Source organism: uncultured Demequina sp., from assembly GCF_913055775.1.
Classification (GTDB): Bacteria; Actinomycetota; Actinomycetes; order Actinomycetales; family Demequinaceae; genus Demequina.
The window spans coordinates 1-18,383 of sequence record NZ_CAJXJX010000018.1; the positions used below are offsets into that span (position 1 = coordinate 1).

The following is an 18,383-nucleotide window of genomic DNA, read 5'->3' on the forward strand; positions in this document are numbered from 1 at the left end:
CCTCGATGGCGATCTGGGCCGTCTCGTGGTCACGGATCTCACCCACGAGCACCACGTCGGGGTCGGCACGCAGGATCGACCGCAGCGCCGCGGCGAAGGTCAGTCCCGCCTTCGGGTTGACCTGCACCTGGTTGATGCCGGCCACCCGGTACTCGACCGGGTCCTCGACCGTGATGACGTTGATCTCGGGCCGGGTGATCTGGTTGAGCGTCGCATACAGCGTGGTCGACTTGCCGGAACCGGTGGGGCCGGTGACCAGGATCATGCCGTAGGGCTTCGTGAAGGAGCGGCGGTAGATCGCGTAGTTCTCGTCGCGCAGGCCCAGGTCGTCAAGCGCCATGGTCGCGGTCGAGTTGTCGAGGATACGCATGACGACCTTCTCGCCCCACACCGTCGGCAGCGTGGCGACTCGGAGGTCGACCTTCTTGCCGTTGTGGTTCACGGACAGGCGGCCGTCCTGCGGCTTGCGCTTCTCCGCGATGTCGATGTCGCTCATGATCTTGATGCGCGAGATCACGCCGTTCTGCGTGTTCTTGGGCGCCTTCTGGGTCTCGTGCAGCACGCCGTCGATGCGGTACCGGATGCGCATGTCGTTCTCGCCCGGCTCAAGGTGGATGTCCGAGGCGCGGTCGGAGATCGCCTGCGTGATGAGCAGGTTGACGAAGCGCACGATCGGCGCGTCGTCCTCGAGCGCCTGGTTCAGGCCCGACAGGTCCGGGCCCTCGTCCTCCACGAGGTCGCCCTGGAGGTTCTCGAGCTCCGCGTCGGAACGGCAGTGGCGCTCGATCGCCTGCATCAGGTCGTCGTGGGAGGCGACCACAGGGACCACCTGCAGGCCGGTCATGGTCCGGAAGTCGTCGACGGCGACCACGTTGCCCGGGTTGGACATCGCGACGCGCACCACGCCGTTGTCGAGGCCGATGGGCAGCGCGGCGTGACGGCGACACACGGCCCCCGAGACGAGCGACACGGCCGCGCGGTCCACGGGGTACTCGGCGAGTTCCACGAACTCCATGCCCACCTGGGACGCGAGCGCGCGCACGAGCTGGCCCTCGGAGATCATGCCGAGCTCCACGAGAGTGCGACCCAACGTCTGGCCGCGCTCCTGCTGCTCGTCGATGGCGTCGAGCAGCTGCTCTTCCGTGAGCACGCCATCCTCGAGCAGGATCGAGCCGAGCTGCTTCACGTGCGACCCCTCACTGTCCCTCAGTACATGTCCGCTTGGTCCGAGAACCTAGCACCGAGTCAGCGGGGATGAACTACACGAGTGATACATATCACTCGCAGTCTTGGCGCGGTCTCAGAGCGCCCGCTCGAGGGCGCGCGCCATCGCCTCCACAGGGGCGTCGCGTCCCGTCATCAGGCGCACCTGCTCGGCCGCCTGATGCAGCAGCATGCGGGGGCCACGCACGAAAGTGCCGCCCGCGCGCTCCCACGCCATTCCCAGGGGCGTGTCGAGCGGCGAGTACACCGCATCGAGCAGCACCGCGCCCAAGGGCGCCGTGGTGAGGGCCGATGCGAGGGTCGCGCCGGCATCCGCCGGCACCGTGGACACCACGGCCTGCGCATCGGCGAACAGCTCGGGAGCCTGCTCGAGGCCGAAGAAGCGCGGCTCGACGCCCATCTTGGTGGCGGCACGCAGCAGACCGCCCGCCCGGGCGCGATTGCGGACCACGACGGCGGGCCGCGTCACGCCGATGCGCCCCAACGCGGCGAGGGCGGACGTCGCGGTCGCCCCGCCGCCCAGGATCACTCCGCGCTCGGCGCGGTGCACCCCGCCCTCAGCCAGCGCCATCACCACGCCGTGCACATCCGTGTTGGCGCCCACGAGCTGAAGGTGGCCGGTGACGGGCTGGACGACCACGGTGTTGATCGCGCCCACGAGCTTCGCCATCGGCTCGATGAAGTCGACGAGCGGCATGGCCGCGACCTTGAGCGGCATCGTCAGGCTCAGCCCGGCCCACGCGGGGTCGAGCGCGTCGACGAACGCCGGCAGGTCGCCCTCGGCCACGTCGTACGCGTCGTACTCCCAGTCGAGCCCCAGCTCCCGATACGCCGCTCGGTGCAGCACCGGAGACAGCGAGTGCGCGATGGGGTGGCCGAGCACTCCGGCCCGACGGTCAGCCCCCATCCGCGCGTCAGCCGTCCTCTGCGGCGGACTCCTCCGCCTCGGCGCGCTCCCGGAACCACGCCTGCATCACCGCGACGTTCTCCTGGTGCTCGGCGAAGGTCTCCGCGTAGAGCGTCTCGCCCGTGTCGGTGTTGACCGTGACGAAGAACAGGAAGTCGTGCTCGGCAGGGTTGACCGCGGCCTGGATCGAGGCCTCTCCCGGCGCGGCGATGGGACCCGGGGGCAGGCCCGGGTACTTGTAGGTGTTGTACTCCGAGTCGATCGCGCGATCCTCGTCGGTCGTGAAGACGCCCTCGGTGGGGTTGAGGTACTTCACCGTCGAGTCGAGCTCGAGCGCCATGTCGATGTCGAGGCGGTTGTGGATCACGCCGGAGATCATCGGCCGGTCGTCGTCCAGGCGCGCCTCGCGCTCGATCAGCGACGCGATCGTGAGCGTCTCCTCCCACTCGCTCTGCGGAACGTCGTTGCGCTCGAGAACGGTGATGGTCTGCGAGATCATCTCGGCGAGCACGTCCGCCGGCTGCACGTCCGGGTTGAACGTGTAGGTCAGCGGGAACAGCCAGCCCTCGAGGTTGCCGCCGGCCTCCTCGGGCAGGCCCAGCGCCTCGGCGTTCTCCGCCGCCGCCTCGACGTCCTCGTAGGTGGCGTTCGTCAGGTTCGCGATCGCCTGGAAGTAGTAGTCGAGGGTCTTGCCCTCGGGAATCGTGATCGACAGCTCGTTGCGGTTGCCCGGGTCGAGCAGCGCGAGCAGCGCGTACTCCGCCTTCATCTCGCGCTGCATGTAGTAGTAGCCCGGGGTGATGCCCGCAGACTCGGGGTTGTTCCGCGCCTCGATCACGAAGGCCTCGGTCGACGCGACGACGCCCGCGTCGTAGAGCGTCTGGGCGATGTCCGCGCCGGTGTCACCCTGCTCGACGACCACCTGCACGACGCCCTGGCCCGCGCCCTCGTAGTCCGCTGCCACGGCGCTCTCCGCGGATTCGAAGGACTGCACGAAGTTCCACGCGATCGAACCGCCGACCGCGAACAGGACCAACGCGACAGCGGACACCACGAGGGTCCACTTGCGGCGGGTCGCACGGCGCTTCTGGCGCTGCAGGCGTCGCATGTCGAGCGACGTCGTCGTGGTCGCCTCGACCTCGAAAAGATCAGTCATCATTCCCCTTGAGGATGGGCTCGTAGGTCACCCTATCGAGATTGCCCTGTCGTTCAATGTCCAATGCGGTCTCCAGGATCACGACCGCTGCCGCCTGGTCGATCACCTGCCGTTGCTGCTTGGCGGTGCGGCCGGCCTGTCTCATGGCATGCTGCGCGGACGCGGTGGAGAACCGCTCGTCCACCAAACGAACCACCGCATCGCATCGTTCCGACAGCGCGGACGCGAACTCCTGCGCCATCGCGACCGAGTCGCCGTCCTTCCCGGACAGCTTGCGCGGCAGGCCCACGAAGATCCGCGCGGCCTGACGCTCGTGCGCCAGCGCGGCGACCTCGGCGACATCTCCCTCGCCCCGCTGCACCGTGGCGACCGGGAAGGCAATGAGGCCATCGGGGTCGCTGGCCGCGACCCCGATGCGGACGGTGCCCACATCGACGCCCAGGCGCACGCCTCGCTCCATTGCCTACTTCCCTACCCGGCCGCGCCTAGCCTCGGTCACGCACGGCCGTCACGACGGCCTCCAGCGCCGCGCCGATGCGCGTCGGGTCCTGACCGCCGCCCTGGGCCATGTCGGGCTTGCCGCCGCCGCCGCCGCCCAGCACGCCGGCGGCCACCTTGACGAGGTCACCGGCGCGCAGGCCCGCGTCGCGGGCACCCTGGTTGGTGGCGATCACGATCTGGGGGCGGCCATCGAAGGCGGCCGATGCGGCCACGACTGCCGGCGCCGCGTCACCCAGGCGAGTGCGGACATCCGTCACGAGCGTGCGCAGGTCGTCTCCGTCCGCCGCGTTGACAGACTCGTGCGCGACCACGCGGACGCCAGCGATCTCGCTCACGGTCTCCACGAGCTGCGCGGCGACCTGCTGCATCGCCTGCTGGCGGTACTGCGCGAGCTTCTTCTCCGCGTCGCTGAGGCGCGACAGCAGAGCGCCGATGCGGTCGGACAGCTCCTCCGGGCGCGCCTTGAGCGTGGTGGTGAGCTCGTGCACGATGGTACGCTCGGCCGCCAGGTTGGAGAAGGCATCGGCCCCGACGAGCGCCTCGATGCGTCGGGCGCCGGAGCCCACGGAACCCTCGCCCGTCACGGACAGCAGGCCGATCTGGCTCGAGTTGTCGACGTGGGTGCCGGCGCACAGCTCGCGCGAGAAGGGTCCGCCGATCTCGACCACGCGCACACGGTCGCCATACTTCTCGCCGAACAGCGCCATCGCGCCCAGCGACCTGGCCTCGTCCAGGCTCATCACCGTGGTGCCCACAGGCAGCTCTTCGCGGATCGCGCGGTTGGCGATGCCCTCGATCTCCTCGCGCGCCATCATCGAGATGCCCTGACGCCACGCAAAGTCCAGGCGCATGTAGCCGGGCTTGTTGTACGAGCCGGCCTGCGTCGCGTCCTCGCCCAGCACCTCGTGCAGAGCGGCGTGAATGAGGTGCGTCGCAGAGTGCGCCTTCGACGCCAGTCGCCGGTTGACGGCATCGACCTCCGCGGAGACCTGGTCTCCTGCCGCGACCTCGCCCTCCTCGACCGTGACGGTGTGGACGATCACGTCCGCGACCGGCTTCTGGACGTCGAGCACGTTCAGGGTCGCGTGGGCGCCGCGGATCACGCCGGTGTCAGCATCCTGGCCGCCCGACTCGGCGTAGAACGGGGTCTCGGCGAGAATGATCTCGACCTGGTCGCCCGCGTGGGCGACGGGGACGCTCTGACCGTCCCTGATCACCGCCGCGACGGTGGTGCCGAGCGTCAGCTCGTCGTAGCCCCGGAAGACCGTGGGCTCGAGAGCCTGATACACGCTGACATCCGCGTGACCGCCCTTCTTGGCCTTCGCATCGGCCCTCGCCCTCTCCTTCTGCTCGGCCATGAGCGAACGGAAGCCCTCCTCGTCCACGGTGAGGCCCTGCTCCGCGGCCATCTCGAGGGTGAGGTCGATCGGGAAGCCCGACTCGTCGTGCAGACGGAACGCGGTCTCGCCGGTGATCGACTTCTTGCCCTCGGACTTCGCGGTGGCCACCGCGGTGTCGAGGATGGTCGTGCCCTTGGTGAGGGTGCGGCGGAACGCATCCTCCTCCGTGCCGGCGACGTTCTTGATGCGCTCGATGCTCGAGTCGAGCTCGGGGTACGAGGCGTTCATGGCGCCGTAGCTCGTGTCGATGAGCGTGACGAGGCTGGGGTCCTGGACGTCGAGCAGGCGCATCGCGCGGACAGTGCGGCGCAGCAGGCGACGCAGCACGTAGCCGCGGCCCTCATTTCCTGGCACCACACCGTCATGGATGAGCATCATGGCGCTTCTCACGTGGTCCGCGATGACGCGCAGTCGGACGTCATCGGTCTCGTCGGTCTTGTACCGCTTGCCGGACAGCTCCGCAGCCATCTGGATGACTGGGAAGACCTCGTCGATCTCGTACATGTTGCCCACGCCCTGCTTGAGGTACGCGATGCGCTCGAGACCGGCGCCCGTGTCGATCGCCTTCTGGTCGAGCTCCTTGATGAGCGGGTAGTCCTTGCCGTCGCCGGGGCCTCGTAGGTACTGGTCGAACACCAGGTTCCAGATCTCGAGATAGCGGTCGCCACCGGGGTCCACGGTGCCGCCCACGGCGTCGGGGCCGAACTCGGGGCCGCGGTCGTAGTGCCACTCGGCGCACGGGCCGGCCGGACCCGGCTGGCCGGTGTCCCAGAAGTTCTCCTCGCGCTCCAGGTGGACCACATGCTCGTCCGGCACGCCGATGCTGCGCAGCGCGGCATGCGCCTCGTGGTCCTCCTTCCACGTGGTCACCCACAGGCGCTCGGGGTCGAGGCCGTACTTGCCGTCCTCCTCGGAGCCGGTGAGCAGCTCCCACGCGAAGTCGATCGCGCCTTCCTTGAAGTAGTCGCCGAACGAGAAGTTGCCCAGCATCTGGAAGAACGTGCCGTGGCGGGTGGTCTTGCCGACCTCCTCGATGTCCTTGGTGCGGATGCACTTCTGGACCGAGGCGATGCGGGGGTGCGGCGACTGCTCGGTGCCGATGATGTACGGGATGAAGGGGACCATGCCCGCGACGGTGAACAACAGGCTCGGGTCCGGGGAGACCAGGGACGCACTGGGCTGGATGTGGTGGTCCTTGGACGCGAAATAGTCAACCCAACGCTTGCTGATCTCGGCGGTGCGCATCGGCTCTCCTCCTGGCACTGCTCCACAGTGCTCGTGCTGTGCTCGCGGCGCGGCAGTCCTGCCGCGCCGCCCCCTGTGTAAGACAACGCCGCCGGGCCCTGGACTGATCCAGAGGCCCGGCGGCCGTCGTCTGAACGGCTCCTCAGAGCCTAGTAGGTCGTGCGCCTAGCGGGCGTAGAACTCGACGACCAGCTGCACCTCGCAGGTCACGGGGACCTCGGCGCGCTTGGGACGACGAACCAGCTGAGCGGAGAGCTTCTCGAGCTTCACGTCCAGGTAGTCCGGGACCTCAGGCAGCACGTCGCGGTGCGCGCCGGCGGCGGCGGCCATGTAGGGCTCCATCGTGACGGCCTTGGGCTTGACCTGGATGGTCTGGCCGGGCTTCACGCGGAACGAGGGGCGGTCGACGATCTGGCCGTCCACCAGGATGTGACGGTGCAGGACCGCCTGGCGCGCCTGAAGGATGGTGCGGGCGAAGCCCGAACGCAGCACGAGCGCGTCGAGACGCATCTCGAGCAGCTCGACGAACGCCTCACCGGTCAGACCCGACTCCTTGCGGGCCTCCTCGAAGACGCGGGTCATCTGCTTCTCGCGCAGGCCGTACTGCGCGCGAAGACGCTGCTTCTCGCGCAGACGAACGGCGTAGTCGCTCTCCTTGCGACGCGCGGTACGACCGTGCTCGCCCGGAGGGTAGGGACGCTTCTCGAAGTGCTTGACGGCCTTGGGCGTCAGCGCGAGGCCCAGGGCGCGGGACAGCCGCACCTGGCGGCGTGCCTTCTGAACTGAAGTCAATGTGATTCCTTATGCCTGTACTCAAAGCGCGCGTCAGCACGCCTGAATTCTTGAGATGTCGCGGCGACAGCAGCCAACCGTCCGCGAGGGCTGAACTATGCTACCAGGTCTCGCCGTCGATGTCCGGAAGGCCTAGGACTGCAATGCGACCACCAGCGCGCACGCCGTGAGCACGATGAGGACGGGCGTCATGGTGAAGCGCTCCCCGCGCGACCTGCTGATCGCATTGGGGATCGTGTTGAGCGCGAGGAACGCGACCAGCACCCAGATGGCGATGCCCTGGAATCCGTCGCCCAGGGTATCGGTGAGGCCCGCCGTGTCGAGCACGATGATCGCCATGAAGGCGTAGACGGCCACGGCGAGGGCCGATGCGACACGGAGCTTCGTGGGCAACGCACCTTCGTGCTGGCCGCCGAAGGCCAAGCGCCCGAGCGGCGCTCCCGCGGCGAGCGCTATCTGGAACACCGCCAGCGCGGCGATGAGCACCGTGAAGACGATCGCGGCGGCAGTGGCCATGGCTGCTCCCTTGGTAGAGACGACCGACGCGGGTCGCTAGTCCGTGCGACCCAGCATGTCGCGGATGCGGGTGAGGCGTTCGGACAGGGTCCGCTCGAAGCCGAATTCCGTGGGCCGGTAGTAGCGGCTCCCTCGCAGGGATTCCGGCAGGTACTCCTGTGCCGCGACGCCTCCCGGCTCGTCGTGCGAGTAGCGGTAGCCGTCGCCGTGCCCGATCCGCTCGGCACCGGAGTAGTGCGCGTCGCGGAGGTGCTGCGGCACCACCCCGGCCCGGCCCGCGCGCACGTCCGCGATGGCGGCATCGATGGCTCGGTACGCCTTGTTCGACTTGGGGGCGGTGGCGAGGTACGCGGTCGCCTCGGCCAACGGGATGCGTCCCTCCGGCATGCCGATGAAGCTCACGGCGTCCGCCGCGGCCTGCGCGATCACGAGCCCCTGCGGATCGGCCAGACCCACGTCCTCCGCGGCGAGGATGACCAGCCGCCTCGCAATGAAGCGCGGGTCCTCCCCCGCCACGACCATGCGTGCCAGGTAGTGCAGCGCGGCGTCGACGTCCGACCCTCGCACCGACTTGATGAAAGCGCTGATGACGTCGTAGTGCTGGTCTCCGGACTTGTCGTACGCCACCAGCGCCGCATCCATCGTGCGCTCGGTGAGCTCGCCCGTGATCACGGGGAGCTCGCCGCCGTCGCCTGGCCCGGCGCCCAGCGCGGCATCCGCCACCGCCTCGAGCAGTGTCAGAGCCTTGCGCGCATCGGCCCCCGCCACCCTCAGGATGTGCTCGCGGGCCTCGGGCGCCAATGTCACCCTGCCATCGAGCCCGTGGTCGCTGCCGACCGCCCGGTCCACGAGCGCCCCCAGATCCTCCGTCGCGAGGGGCTGCAGCGTCAGCAGCAGCGATCGCGACAGCAACGGGCCCACCACCGAGAAGCTCGGGTTCTCGGTGGTCGCGCCGATGAGCGTCACCCACCTGTTCTCCACGGCCGGCAGCAGCGCGTCCTGCTGGGTGCGCGTGAAGCGATGGATCTCGTCGACGAACAGCACGGTCTCGCGCTCGCCGGTCGCGATGCGCCTGCGGGAGTCGTCGATGACGCCGCGCACGTCCTTGATGCCCGCGGTGACCGCTGACAGCTCGACGAAGCGCCGTGAGCCGGCGACCAAATAGGCCAAGGTAGTCTTTCCGGTTCCCGGAGGTCCCCAGAGCACGACCGAGGTCGCGGGCGCGTCCTCGCCCACGAGCCTGCGCAGCGGCGATCCCTCCGTGAGCAGGTGCGACTGGCCCACCACGTCGTCGAGGGCGCGCGGGCGCATGCGCACGGCCAGTGGCGCGTTCGCACCGGGCTCGGGCACGCCCGTGGAGCTGCGCTCGGTCGACTCGAACAGGTCCATGCGATCAGCGTAGGCGCATCATCCGACCCCGGGATCACGCCGTCCCTACGATGGGACCCATGTTCGCGTCGCTCGCACGGCTGACCTCGGGCCATCCCATCGCCGTGGTGATCGGCTGGGTCATCGCGGCCCTCGGCTTCCTCGGGCTGGCGATGGTCGGCGTCGGCGACGGCAACCTGTTCGAGCGCACCGCCACCGGTGTGCCCACCGTCGAAGGAGCGGACAGCACCTTCGTCTACGAACTGGTCGAGCTCAGCGCGCCCGAGGACGAGGGGCCCACGCTGTCGATCGACATCGAAGGCGTCGACCCGCTGAGCACGGAGGTCGCCGTCGGCATCGCGGTTCTCGCCGAGGAGATCGCCGCCCGGCCCGACGTCGCCGCCGTGATGTCTCCGTACGGCGTGGTGCCCGGCGCGGCCTTCGATCCCTACCGGTACGGCGACCTGATGAGCAGCCCCGCGGCACAGGCGGGAAGCGGCGAGCCGGTCGCGGCGTTCATCGCCGCCGATGGCGACGGGATGCTGCTCTCGATCGACTACGCGCCCATCGACGGCGATACTTCCGCGGAGCACCGGAGCGTGGTCGATCTGGTCGAGCAGTCGCTCGCTGACGCCGGCCTCGACGCGGAGGTGCGCGCGTTCTCCGACCCCATGCTGTTCGAGGACTTCGACCACCAGATCGAGCAGGACCTGATCACTGGCGAGGCGATCGCTCTGCCCGTGGCGCTGGTCGTGATGGTGCTCGTGTTCGGCGGCTTCCTCGCCGCCAGCGCACCCATGATCGGCGCCTTCGCGTCGATCGCCGGCGGCATGGCCGTCCTGTTCGGCTTCAGCTACCTCGTGGACCTGGACCAGTCTGCGATCAACGTGGTCACCGTCCTGGGCATCGGCCTGTCGATCGACTACGGGCTGCTCATCGTGTCGCGGTATCGCGAGGAGCTCTTCGCGCACCACGATAGCGGCGATCACGACGTGCGCGCGGCCGCACTCGAGACCACGATGACGACCGCGGGCCGCACCGTCTTCTTCAGCTCGATCACCGTCGCGATCTCCGTGGGCGGCATGCTGATCTTCGACGCGGAGATCATCCGCGGCATCGGCGGTGCAGCCCTGGGCGTGGTCGTCATGGCGCTGCTCACCGCGCTGTCCCTGGTTCCGGCCGTCATCTACCTCTACGGCCATCGGCTCGCCCGGCCCTCCATCCTCGACCGGATACCCGGAGTGCGCGCCGTCCTGCGCCACACCTCGGACGTCTCGCGTGACGAGGGCGCGTTCTCCACGCTCGCGCGCAGGGTCCAGCGCCGCCCGTGGCTGGTCGTCGTCGCGACCACCGGGCTGCTGCTGCTGCTCGCGAGTCCCCTGCTGTCGCTGCAGGTGCGCAACTCGCAGGAGGGGCTCCTCCCCGTCGACAATGGGAGCCGCCAGTTCCTCGACAGCTTCGACGACCGCTACCCCGAGCTGGTCGCACCGGACGTCACGGTCGTGGCGGCGGCCACGCCCGCTGAGCTGGACGCGTGGCTGGGTGGCGCGCCGTCGGAGCTCGAGCACGTCACGGGCGCGACGGCCGCCGAGACCATCGCCGACGTGACCGACGAGGACGGGGAGGGCCCCACGCTCCCGACCGGCGAGCCGGCGGACGCGCAGGAACTGTCCATCGCGCGCATCTCGACTGACATCGACGACCAGGGCTCCCCCGCCGCCACCTCCGTGGTGAGGGACCTGAGGGAACTCGATGCGCCGTTCACCGTGTTCGTGGGCGGCACGGCGGCGATCCAGGTCGACTTCGTGGACGCGCTGCTCGCGGGCGCGCCATGGGCGGCGGGCCTGGTGATCCTCGCAACCTTCGTGCTGATGTTCCTCATGACGGGATCACTGCTCGTCCCGATCAAGACGCTGATCATCAACGCCCTGTCTCTCGCTGGGGCGCTCGGAGTCCTGAGCTGGATCTTCACCGAGGGGCACCTCGAGGGTCTGCTGGGCTTCACGTCCACCGGCGGGGTCGAGACATACGTGCTCGTGATGGTGCTGGCGTTCGGCTTCGGCCTGGCGATGGACTACGAGGTGTTCCTCATCGCGCGGATCAAGGAGCTGGTCGACGCCGGGGTGCCCAACGACGAGGCCGTCCGTATCGGCCTCCAGCGCAGCGGCCGCATCATCACGTCCGCCGCAGCGGTCGTGATGCTCGTGTTCCTGGGCTTCGCCGCCGGCCAGCTGCTCGTCGTCAAGGAGGTCGGAGTCGGGCTCGCCTTCGCCGTGTTCCTCGACGCCACCATCGTGCGGATGCTTCTGGTGCCCGCGACGATGACGCTGCTGGGCGAGTGGAACTGGTGGTCACCGCGCGCACTGCGCCGGCTCCACAGGCGCCTCGCCGTGCGGCATTGATGCTGCTGGCCCGGCGAGGCCGCCCGTGCGATGCCGGCGAACCTCAGTGCGTCGCGTCGTAGTAGTCCTGCGGAGAGAACACGGCGTCGATGACGCTGAGCGAGCGCCAGCGGTGATAGACGCCCCGCTCCGACCCACCAGTCGCCGCGGCAGTGTTGCCCTCGTAGAACCATGCGCCGTTGCCGTCCACACGGTGGACGATCGCGGCGTGGCTCACGCCCTGACCCGTGCCCCAGTTGATGAGGACCACGTCGCCCGGGTCGAGATCGGACAGGCTCACGTTCCAGTCCAGGACGCCGGCCGACTGCAGACGGCTCACGAAGCTCGGATGGTTCGAGGGCACGCTGGACGGGAAGAAGTCCTTGTCGTAGTACTCCTCGCGGGGCACGTACTCGGGGTAGCCGGCCTCGTAGAAGACCCACGCCACAAAGACCTGGCACCACGCGCTGTTGCCGTCGATCCAGTCGTTGAACTTGTTATTGCGCCACGACGGCTCTCGGTAGCCCACCTGCGACCGGGCCTTGTTCAGGATCAGGCTCGAGTTCCACGGGGAGCGCGGCGCGACGTACGCGGGCGCCTTGTACGACGAGTTCCCGAAGCCACGGAACAGGAACGCGGCCGTCGCGGCTCGCGACGTGCTCGCGTAGGGGCGGAACGTGCCGTCGGAGTAGCCCGTGGTGATGCCGCTGCTGCGCAGCCAGGTGATCTCCTTGTAGAACGGGTCGCTGCGGCGCAGGTCCTTGAACGGCGAGGAGGACGGCGCGGTGAACTTCGGTCGCCCCTCGAAACGGTAGAGGAACGCGGCCATCGCGTTGCGGTCGATCGCCAGGTCAGGGCGGAACGTCCCGTCGGACCAGCCGGTGGTGATGTTCTGGCGCTCGAGCCAGACGATCTCCTTGTAGAACTGGTGGTTGGTCGGGACGTCCCGGAACGGGGAGCGCGACGGGAGCGAGACGTTCGGCCGGCCGGCGAGCCGGTACAGGAACGCGGCGAAGGCCTCGCGCGAGACCTCCCACTCGGGGCGGAACCAGTTGCCGGAGTACCCGGTGGTGATGCCCTTGTCGGTCATCCACGAGATCTCGCGATAGAACTGGTAGTGGTTCGTGACGTCACGGAACCCGGGGCTCGCGGCCTGCGAGGGCGCGGCGCTCGCCGGGATCACCGTCACCGCCGTGACGAGGGCGATGACCGCCGTCACGATCGTTCGCTTCATGGGACTGTATGCCTGTGCCACCTGAGCACCCGCCATCGTGTTCCTCCTCCGTCGACCGTCAGGACCGTCACCGGCCCTCGACTCCACGTCACGGTAACGTGCCCGATCTGAGAAAGCCCTGAGGCCCTCTCAGGTGTGACACACGCCACGGTGAGCATGTCGTGCGTGCCGGGGACCCGCTGGTGCGCGCCCCGGCGCGAGACGCCGACGCGCGCGCCGCCGTCCTCTCAGATATCGGTCGACGCGGTCACCCGCATGAGCCCAGCGGCTCAGCCCTCGGCGGGTTCCTCGTCCTCCGCCACGAAGTCCACGCCCGCCTCGGCGCGCTGCTCCGCGGTGATGGGCGCGGGTGCCGCGGTCAACGGGTCGTAGCCGCCGCCGGACTTGGGGAAGGCGATGACGTCGCGGATCGAGTCCGCCTTGGCCAGCAGCGCGACGATACGGTCCCAGCCGAACGCGATGCCGCCGTGCGGAGGCGCACCGAACGAGAACGCCTCGAGGAGGAAGCCGAACTTCTCCTGAGCCTCCTCCTCGCCGATCCCCATGACCTTGAACACGCGCTCCTGCACGTCCTGGCGGTGGATACGGATCGAGCCACCGCCGATCTCGTTGCCGTTGCACACGATGTCGTACGCATACGCGAGTGCCTCTCCCGGCACCTGCTCGAAGTTCTCGAGGTACTCGGGCTTGGGAGACGTGAAGGCATGGTGGACGGCGGTCCAGGCGCCCGAGCCCACGGCGACGTCGTCATCGTCCGCGTCGACGGCCTTGAACAGCGGCGCGTCCACGACCCACACGAACTCGAAGCGGTCCTCGTCGATCAGGCCCACGCGGCGTCCGATCTCGAGGCGCGCCGCTCCCAGCAGTGCTCGCGAAGGCTCCGCCTTGCCTGCGGCGAAGAACACGCAGTCGCCGGGCTCCGCGCCCACGGCGGCCGCGAGTCCCGCGCGCTCGGCGTCGGAGAGGTTCTTCGCGACGGGACCGGTGAGCTCGCCGTCCTCGCCGATCAGCACGTAGGCGAGCCCTCGCGCGCCACGCTGCTTGGCCCAGTCCTGCCACGCGTCGAGCGTGCGGCGGGGCTGGTCCGCTCCGCCCGGCATGACGACCGCGCCCACGTAGTCGTTCTGGAAGACGCGGAATGGCGTGTCCTTGAAGTACTCGGTCAGCTCGGTGAGCTCGAGGCCGAACCGCAGGTCCGGCTTGTCCGAGCCGAACCGCGCCATCGCATCGGCGTACGTGATCCGCGGGATGGGCGTCGAGATCTCGACGCCGATGAGCCACCACAGCTCCTTGACGATCTCCTCGCCCAGAGCGATGACGTCGTCCTGATCCACGAAGCTCATCTCGATGTCGAGCTGCGTGAACTCGGGCTGACGGTCCGCGCGGAAGTCCTCATCGCGGTAGCAGCGGGCGATCTGGTAGTACCGCTCCATGCCGGCGACCATGAGCAGCTGCTTGAACAGCTGCGGCGACTGCGGCAGGGCGTACCAGGAGCCGGGCGCGAGGCGGGCGGGCACCAGGAAGTCACGTGCGCCTTCGGGCGTCGAGCGCGTCAAGGTCGGGGTCTCGATCTCGAGGAACTCGTGCTTGTCGAGCACCCGGCGCGCGGCCTGGTTGGCCTGCGAGCGGAGCACGATGTTGGCCCGCGGCTGCGGGCGACGCAGGTCGATGTAGCGGTGCTTGAGGCGCGCCTCCTCGCCCACGGTGACGTGCTCGTCGACCGGCATGGGCAGGGGCGCGGACTCGTTGAGGATCGTCACGTCGGAGACCACGACCTCGATCTCGCCGCTGGGAAGGTTGGGGTTCGCCGAGCCCGCGGGACGGTCGCGGACCTCGCCCGTCACCTGGATCACATACTCGTTGCGCAGCGAGTGCGCGACCTCCTCGCGGATCACGACCTGGGCGAAGCCCGAGGCGTCGCGCAGATCGATGAAGGCCACGCCGCCGTGATCGCGCCGGCGTCCCACCCATCCGGCGAGAGTGACGGTCGATCCGGCGTCGGTGGCGCGGAGGTTTCCTGCGAGGTGAGTGCGGAGCACGGTCAAGCCTTTCTTGGGCGCGCTAGACGGGCGCGCCGGATAGGGGTGTCGCCGTCAATTCTAGCGGCGCGGACGGGGGGCCGATGCGGTGGCCGGGTGCGGCGGTTCCGTTCAGTCCGCAGGGACGATGCGCGGGTGGAGATCCGCGGCAGGCGGCTCCCACGAGGTCGGGTCGGCAGGCGTCTGGTCACCCGATCGAATGTCCTTCACCTCTCCGCCGGTGCTCTCACTCTCGGCGTCGCCGGAGCCCGCGTCGGGGAACCACACGAAGGGGATCCCGCGCTTGTCTGCGTACTGGATCTGCTTGCCGAACTTCGCGGCGGACGGCGCCACCTCTGCGGCGATTCGCCGCCCCCGCAGCGCATCGGCGATCCGGACTGAGGTGGCGCGCGAGGCCTCGTCGGTCACGGCGACCAGCACCGCAGTCGGGACGGGGCGCGAGGCCCGCACCAGCCCGGCGCCCAGCATCCGGCTCACGAGCCTGCTGACGCCGATCGACATACCCACCCCGGGGAAGCCCCCGCCCGCGACCAGGGAGTCGTAGCGTCCGCCCGAACAGATGGAACCCAGATCCTCGTGGCCGGTCAGGAAGGTCTCGTAGACCGATCCGGTGTAGTAGTCGAGCCCGCGGGCGATGCGCAGGTCGGCGACCGCGGTCCCCGGCACGGCGGCATTGACGCCCTCGACCAGCGCGACCAGCTCCGCGAGTCCTGCGCGCAGCTCCTGCTCCGCCTCGGCGGGATCGTGCACCGTCGTCGAGGACGCCCACAGGTCCTCCACCGCGGCGACGAACCCCGCGTCCGGAGCGCTGATCTGCGCAAGATCCAGGATCGCTGCGGCCGCGGACTCGGGGATGTCCTGCTCGATGAGCTCGGTGCGCACACCGTCGGGGCCGATCTTGTCGAGCTTGTCCACACTGCGCAGCGCACCGGCGATGTCGCCGATCCCGACCCCGCGGTAGAAGCCCTCGACCAGGCGCCGGTTGTTCACGCGCATCGTCACGCCTGGCACGGGCAGCGCGGCGAGCGCCCTGGCCATGACAACTGCGACCTCGACATCGGCGTGAGCGGGCAGGGTCTGCCGCGCCACCACATCGATGTCCGCCTGGTAGAACTCGCGGTAGCGACCTTCCTGCGGGCGCTCCCCTCTCCACACCTTCTGGATCTGGAAGCGCCGGAACGGGAACGCGAGCTCGTTCTGGAACTCCTCGACGTAGCGAGCGAACGGCAGGGTCAGGTCGAAGTGCAGGCCCAGCTTGGCCTCGGAGCCCTCCTCCGCGTTCAGCCGACCGAGCGTGTAGATCTCCTTCGCCGCCTCGGACTTCCCGGCCAGCCGGTCAACCGTCTCGACCGCGCGCGTCTCGATCTCCGCGAACCCATGAAGCTGGAAGACCTCGCGCAGCGAGTCGAGCACGGACGCCTCCACGATGCGCTCGGCAGGGGTCCATTCGGGGAAACCGGAGAGGGGTCGCACGCGTGCCATAGGCGCCATTGTTCCATCTGCATCGCCCCTGGCCACACGCCGACCGCCGTCCCTGGGTATTGTTGGGGGCGTTGCCATGCCGGCCCCAGAGACAGGCCTGCCCCGACGGATGTCCGGCATCGTCCGTCGACGTGATAGAGGTGCCCCGCGATGTCCACCCCGAAGCCCAAGCCGATCCCCAAGCCCGGACCGCCCACCCAGGCACCGAGCCCGGCCGTCATCGCGGCCCACGCGACGCACCCCGTGAAGGTCCCCGTCGCGTCGGACGTCTCCGAAGCAGAACTCGCGGCCGCGGCGGCGTTCGGCACCGTCGCGGACGAGGTCGTCTCGGTCAAGGACGGGGACGAGACCCACGAGGTCGGGCCCGCACAGGGAGACGACCCGATCGCGCCATACGCGAAGGCGTACTTCGAGCTGAAGGCCTCCGTCGAGAGGTTCCACGCCCGTCTCGAGTCAGCCGAGCTGTCCCCCAAGGACATCGACGACGCACTCGCGGGGCTGGCGCAGTCGCTCGCCGAGCCCAAGGTCGTCGGTGACCTGCCAGCGCTGCGCGCGCGACTCGAAGACGTCACCACGGAGGCGAGCGAGGCGAGGGAGCGCATCCAGGAGGCCCGCAAGGTCGCCCGCGACGAGGCGATCGCGACTCGCGAGGCGATCGTGAGCCAGGCGGAGGAGATCGCGGCTCGAGACGAGTCCCAGGTGCACTGGAAGAACGACACCGCGAAGCTGCGAGCGCTGCTCGACGAGTGGAAGGACGCGCAGCGCAATCTCGCGCGCATCCCCAAGGACGTCGAGAAGTCCCTGTGGAAGCGGTTCACCACGTCGCGCTCGGCCTTCGAGAAGGCCCGCAAGCACCACTTCGCGGAGCTCGACAAGGAGAACGCGTCGGTCGCCGGCCGCAAGGAGGACCTCGTCGCGCAGGCCGAGCGCCTCGCTGAGTCGACCGACTGGGACCGCACGGCGCGGGCGTTTCGCGACCTCATGGGCGAGTGGAAGCGTGCCGGGCGCGGTCGCCGCAGCGTCGACGACGCCCTGTGGAAGAGGTTCCAGACGGCACAGGACGCGTTCTTCGACGCGCGCCGCTCCGCTGCCGACGCCGAGGACGAGGCGCTCTCCGGGAACGTCGAGGCCAAGGAGGCCGCTGTCGCCGAGGCCGAGGCGATCCTGCCGATCACGGACCTGGCCGCAGCCAAGCAGGCGCTGCGCGCGGCGCAGGACCGCTTCGAGGCGGCGGGACGGGTGCCGCGTGGTGACGTCGCGCGGCTCAACAAGCGCATCGGCGCCGTCGAGAACGCTGTCCGCGACGCCGAGGAGGCGGAGTGGAACTCGCGCAACCCGGAACTCGAGGCCCGTGCCACCGGCGCCGCGGCTCAGCTGCTGGCGGCGATCGACGAGCTCGAGGAGGACCTCGCCGTGGCGAAGGCCGCCAAGGACAAGCGCCGCGTCAAGGAGACGGAGGAGGCGCTCGCCGCACGCCGGGCTTGGCTCAAGCAGATCCAGGGCGTCGTCTCGTAGCGGTATCGCTCGCGCGGGAACCGGCAGCGCTCCTGCGTCCACAGCGCCGGGGCGACGGGCCTGTCCACAAGGTCGCCGCATGCGCACGGCCGTCTGGCGAGGAACCTGCGACACTCGCGCCATGTGGATCGTGACGCCGAGGGACGTGGGACGCGTCGAGTTCGGCCGCATGATGCGCGATGGCGTCATCGCCACCGTGATTCCCGGCCACGCCACGCCCGCTGACGTACCCGCCTCGCCGCCGATACGCCGCCACGTGCTGGGCACGATGACTCCCGCAGGCGGGCAGGTCACGGGGCTCGCCGCGCTGTGGGCGCTGGGCGCAGGACCCCCACCCACCGAGATGCACGTGCGCTACGACCCCCGCCGGCGCCTCGGGACCCGTCGCGGCCCGCTGCCGATGATCGGACATGCGGTGGGGCTGGCGGCGCCAGCGGATCTCGATGGCCGTCTCCATCCGTCGATCGCGTGTCCGGCCGTCGCGGTCGCCGATGCGCTCCGGTGGGCCCCGGCGAGCCTGGCGGCCCCGGTGATCGCCGATGCCGTGCGCCTCGGCCTGGTCGAACCCGGCGCGGTGGAGGCGGCCTGATGCGCGGGACTCCCCCGCTCCATGGAGGGATGGC

General features: G+C 69.5%; 14 protein-coding genes. 3 read left to right on the top strand and 11 right to left on the bottom strand.

Annotated elements, in window-relative coordinates:
- The 8 genes from QZ483_RS03165 to QZ483_RS03200 all read right to left on the bottom strand — a co-directional run.
- A partial coding sequence (locus tag QZ483_RS03165; protein WP_297081538.1) for a GspE/PulE family protein occupies positions 1–1,186 on the bottom strand: 1,186 nt, incomplete at its 3' end.
- Positions 1,187–1,300: 114 nt separating this feature from the next.
- Positions 1,301–2,131: a shikimate dehydrogenase gene (locus QZ483_RS03170; protein ID WP_297081539.1), complete on the bottom strand. Its 831-nt coding sequence runs from the start codon at positions 2,129–2,131 to the stop codon at positions 1,301–1,303.
- Between the two features lie 7 nt (positions 2,132–2,138).
- On the bottom strand, positions 2,139–3,287 hold the full coding sequence (gene mltG / locus QZ483_RS03175; RefSeq protein WP_297081540.1) for an endolytic transglycosylase MltG: 1,149 nt from the start codon (positions 3,285–3,287) through the stop codon (positions 2,139–2,141).
- Positions 3,280–3,735: a Holliday junction resolvase RuvX gene (gene ruvX, locus QZ483_RS03180; RefSeq protein ID WP_367117079.1), complete on the bottom strand. Its 456-nt coding sequence runs from the start codon at positions 3,733–3,735 to the stop codon at positions 3,280–3,282. Before ruvX ends, mltG begins: the two co-directional genes overlap by 8 nt.
- A 37-nt stretch (positions 3,736–3,772) precedes the next feature.
- Complete coding sequence (gene alaS, locus QZ483_RS03185) at positions 3,773–6,433, bottom strand: alanine--tRNA ligase (RefSeq protein ID WP_297081542.1); 2,661 nt, start codon at positions 6,431–6,433, stop codon at positions 3,773–3,775.
- 165 nt (positions 6,434–6,598) lie between these two features.
- On the bottom strand, positions 6,599–7,225 hold the full coding sequence (rpsD, locus tag QZ483_RS03190; protein WP_297081543.1) for a 30S ribosomal protein S4: 627 nt from the start codon (positions 7,223–7,225) through the stop codon (positions 6,599–6,601).
- Between the two features lie 132 nt (positions 7,226–7,357).
- Positions 7,358–7,741 (bottom strand): hypothetical protein, encoded by a 384-nt coding sequence (locus QZ483_RS03195; protein ID WP_297081544.1) that lies wholly within the window; start codon positions 7,739–7,741, stop codon positions 7,358–7,360.
- Positions 7,742–7,777: 36 nt separating this feature from the next.
- The gene (locus QZ483_RS03200; protein WP_297081545.1) at positions 7,778–9,130 is read right to left on the bottom strand and encodes a replication-associated recombination protein A; all 1,353 of its coding nucleotides are present in this window, start codon (positions 9,128–9,130) and stop codon (positions 7,778–7,780) included.
- Between the two features lie 59 nt (positions 9,131–9,189).
- Between QZ483_RS03200 and QZ483_RS03205 the strand changes: the two genes are divergently transcribed.
- Positions 9,190–11,511: an MMPL family transporter gene (locus tag QZ483_RS03205; protein WP_297081546.1), complete on the top strand. Its 2,322-nt coding sequence runs from the start codon at positions 9,190–9,192 to the stop codon at positions 11,509–11,511.
- Positions 11,512–11,554: 43 nt separating this feature from the next.
- Here the strand turns inward: QZ483_RS03205 and QZ483_RS03210 are convergent, their stop codons facing one another.
- From QZ483_RS03210 to hisS, 3 genes are all read right to left on the bottom strand, one after another.
- Positions 11,555–12,724, bottom strand: coding sequence for an S-layer homology domain-containing protein (locus QZ483_RS03210; RefSeq protein ID WP_297081547.1), 1,170 nt, complete (start codon positions 12,722–12,724; stop codon positions 11,555–11,557).
- Positions 12,725–12,993: 269 nt separating this feature from the next.
- Positions 12,994–14,763 (bottom strand): aspartate--tRNA ligase, encoded by a 1,770-nt coding sequence (aspS, locus tag QZ483_RS03215; RefSeq protein WP_297081548.1) that lies wholly within the window; start codon positions 14,761–14,763, stop codon positions 12,994–12,996.
- A gap of 111 nt (positions 14,764–14,874) precedes the next feature.
- Complete coding sequence (hisS, locus tag QZ483_RS03220; RefSeq protein WP_297081549.1) at positions 14,875–16,245, bottom strand: histidine--tRNA ligase; 1,371 nt, start codon at positions 16,243–16,245, stop codon at positions 14,875–14,877.
- A 150-nt stretch (positions 16,246–16,395) separates the two neighbouring features.
- On the opposite strand from hisS, the gene QZ483_RS03225 reads away from it, so the two are divergent.
- Together QZ483_RS03225 and QZ483_RS03230 are read left to right on the top strand one after the other, a co-directional pair.
- On the top strand, positions 16,396–17,760 hold the full coding sequence (locus QZ483_RS03225) for a DUF349 domain-containing protein (protein WP_297081550.1): 1,365 nt from the start codon (positions 16,396–16,398) through the stop codon (positions 17,758–17,760).
- Between the two features lie 121 nt (positions 17,761–17,881).
- Positions 17,882–18,349 (top strand): hypothetical protein, encoded by a 468-nt coding sequence (locus tag QZ483_RS03230; RefSeq protein ID WP_297081551.1) that lies wholly within the window; start codon positions 17,882–17,884, stop codon positions 18,347–18,349.
- Positions 18,350–18,383 lie beyond the last annotated feature (34 nt).

What these genes read in the sequence shown, in the direction of transcription:
- QZ483_RS03230 (WP_297081551.1), top strand. Translation starts at nt 17,882, where the DNA reads ATGTGGATCGTGACGCCGAGGGACGTGGGACGCGTCGAGTTCGGCCGC.
- QZ483_RS03225 (WP_297081550.1), top strand. Translation starts at nt 16,396, where the DNA reads ATGTCCACCCCGAAGCCCAAGCCGATCCCCAAGCCCGGACCGCCCACC.
- QZ483_RS03210 (WP_297081547.1), bottom strand. Translation starts at nt 12,724, where the DNA reads ATGAAGCGAACGATCGTGACGGCGGTCATCGCCCTCGTCACGGCGGTG.
- QZ483_RS03170 (WP_297081539.1), bottom strand. Translation starts at nt 2,131, where the DNA reads ATGGGGGCTGACCGTCGGGCCGGAGTGCTCGGCCACCCCATCGCGCAC.
- alaS (WP_297081542.1), bottom strand. Translation starts at nt 6,433, where the DNA reads ATGCGCACCGCCGAGATCAGCAAGCGTTGGGTTGACTATTTCGCGTCC.
- mltG (WP_297081540.1), bottom strand. Translation starts at nt 3,287, where the DNA reads ATGACTGATCTTTTCGAGGTCGAGGCGACCACGACGACGTCGCTCGAC.
- QZ483_RS03200 (WP_297081545.1), bottom strand. Translation starts at nt 9,130, where the DNA reads ATGGACCTGTTCGAGTCGACCGAGCGCAGCTCCACGGGCGTGCCCGAG.
- QZ483_RS03205 (WP_297081546.1), top strand. Translation starts at nt 9,190, where the DNA reads ATGTTCGCGTCGCTCGCACGGCTGACCTCGGGCCATCCCATCGCCGTG.
- QZ483_RS03195 (WP_297081544.1), bottom strand. Translation starts at nt 7,741, where the DNA reads ATGGCCACTGCCGCCGCGATCGTCTTCACGGTGCTCATCGCCGCGCTG.
- hisS (WP_297081549.1), bottom strand. Translation starts at nt 16,245, where the DNA reads ATGGCACGCGTGCGACCCCTCTCCGGTTTCCCCGAATGGACCCCTGCC.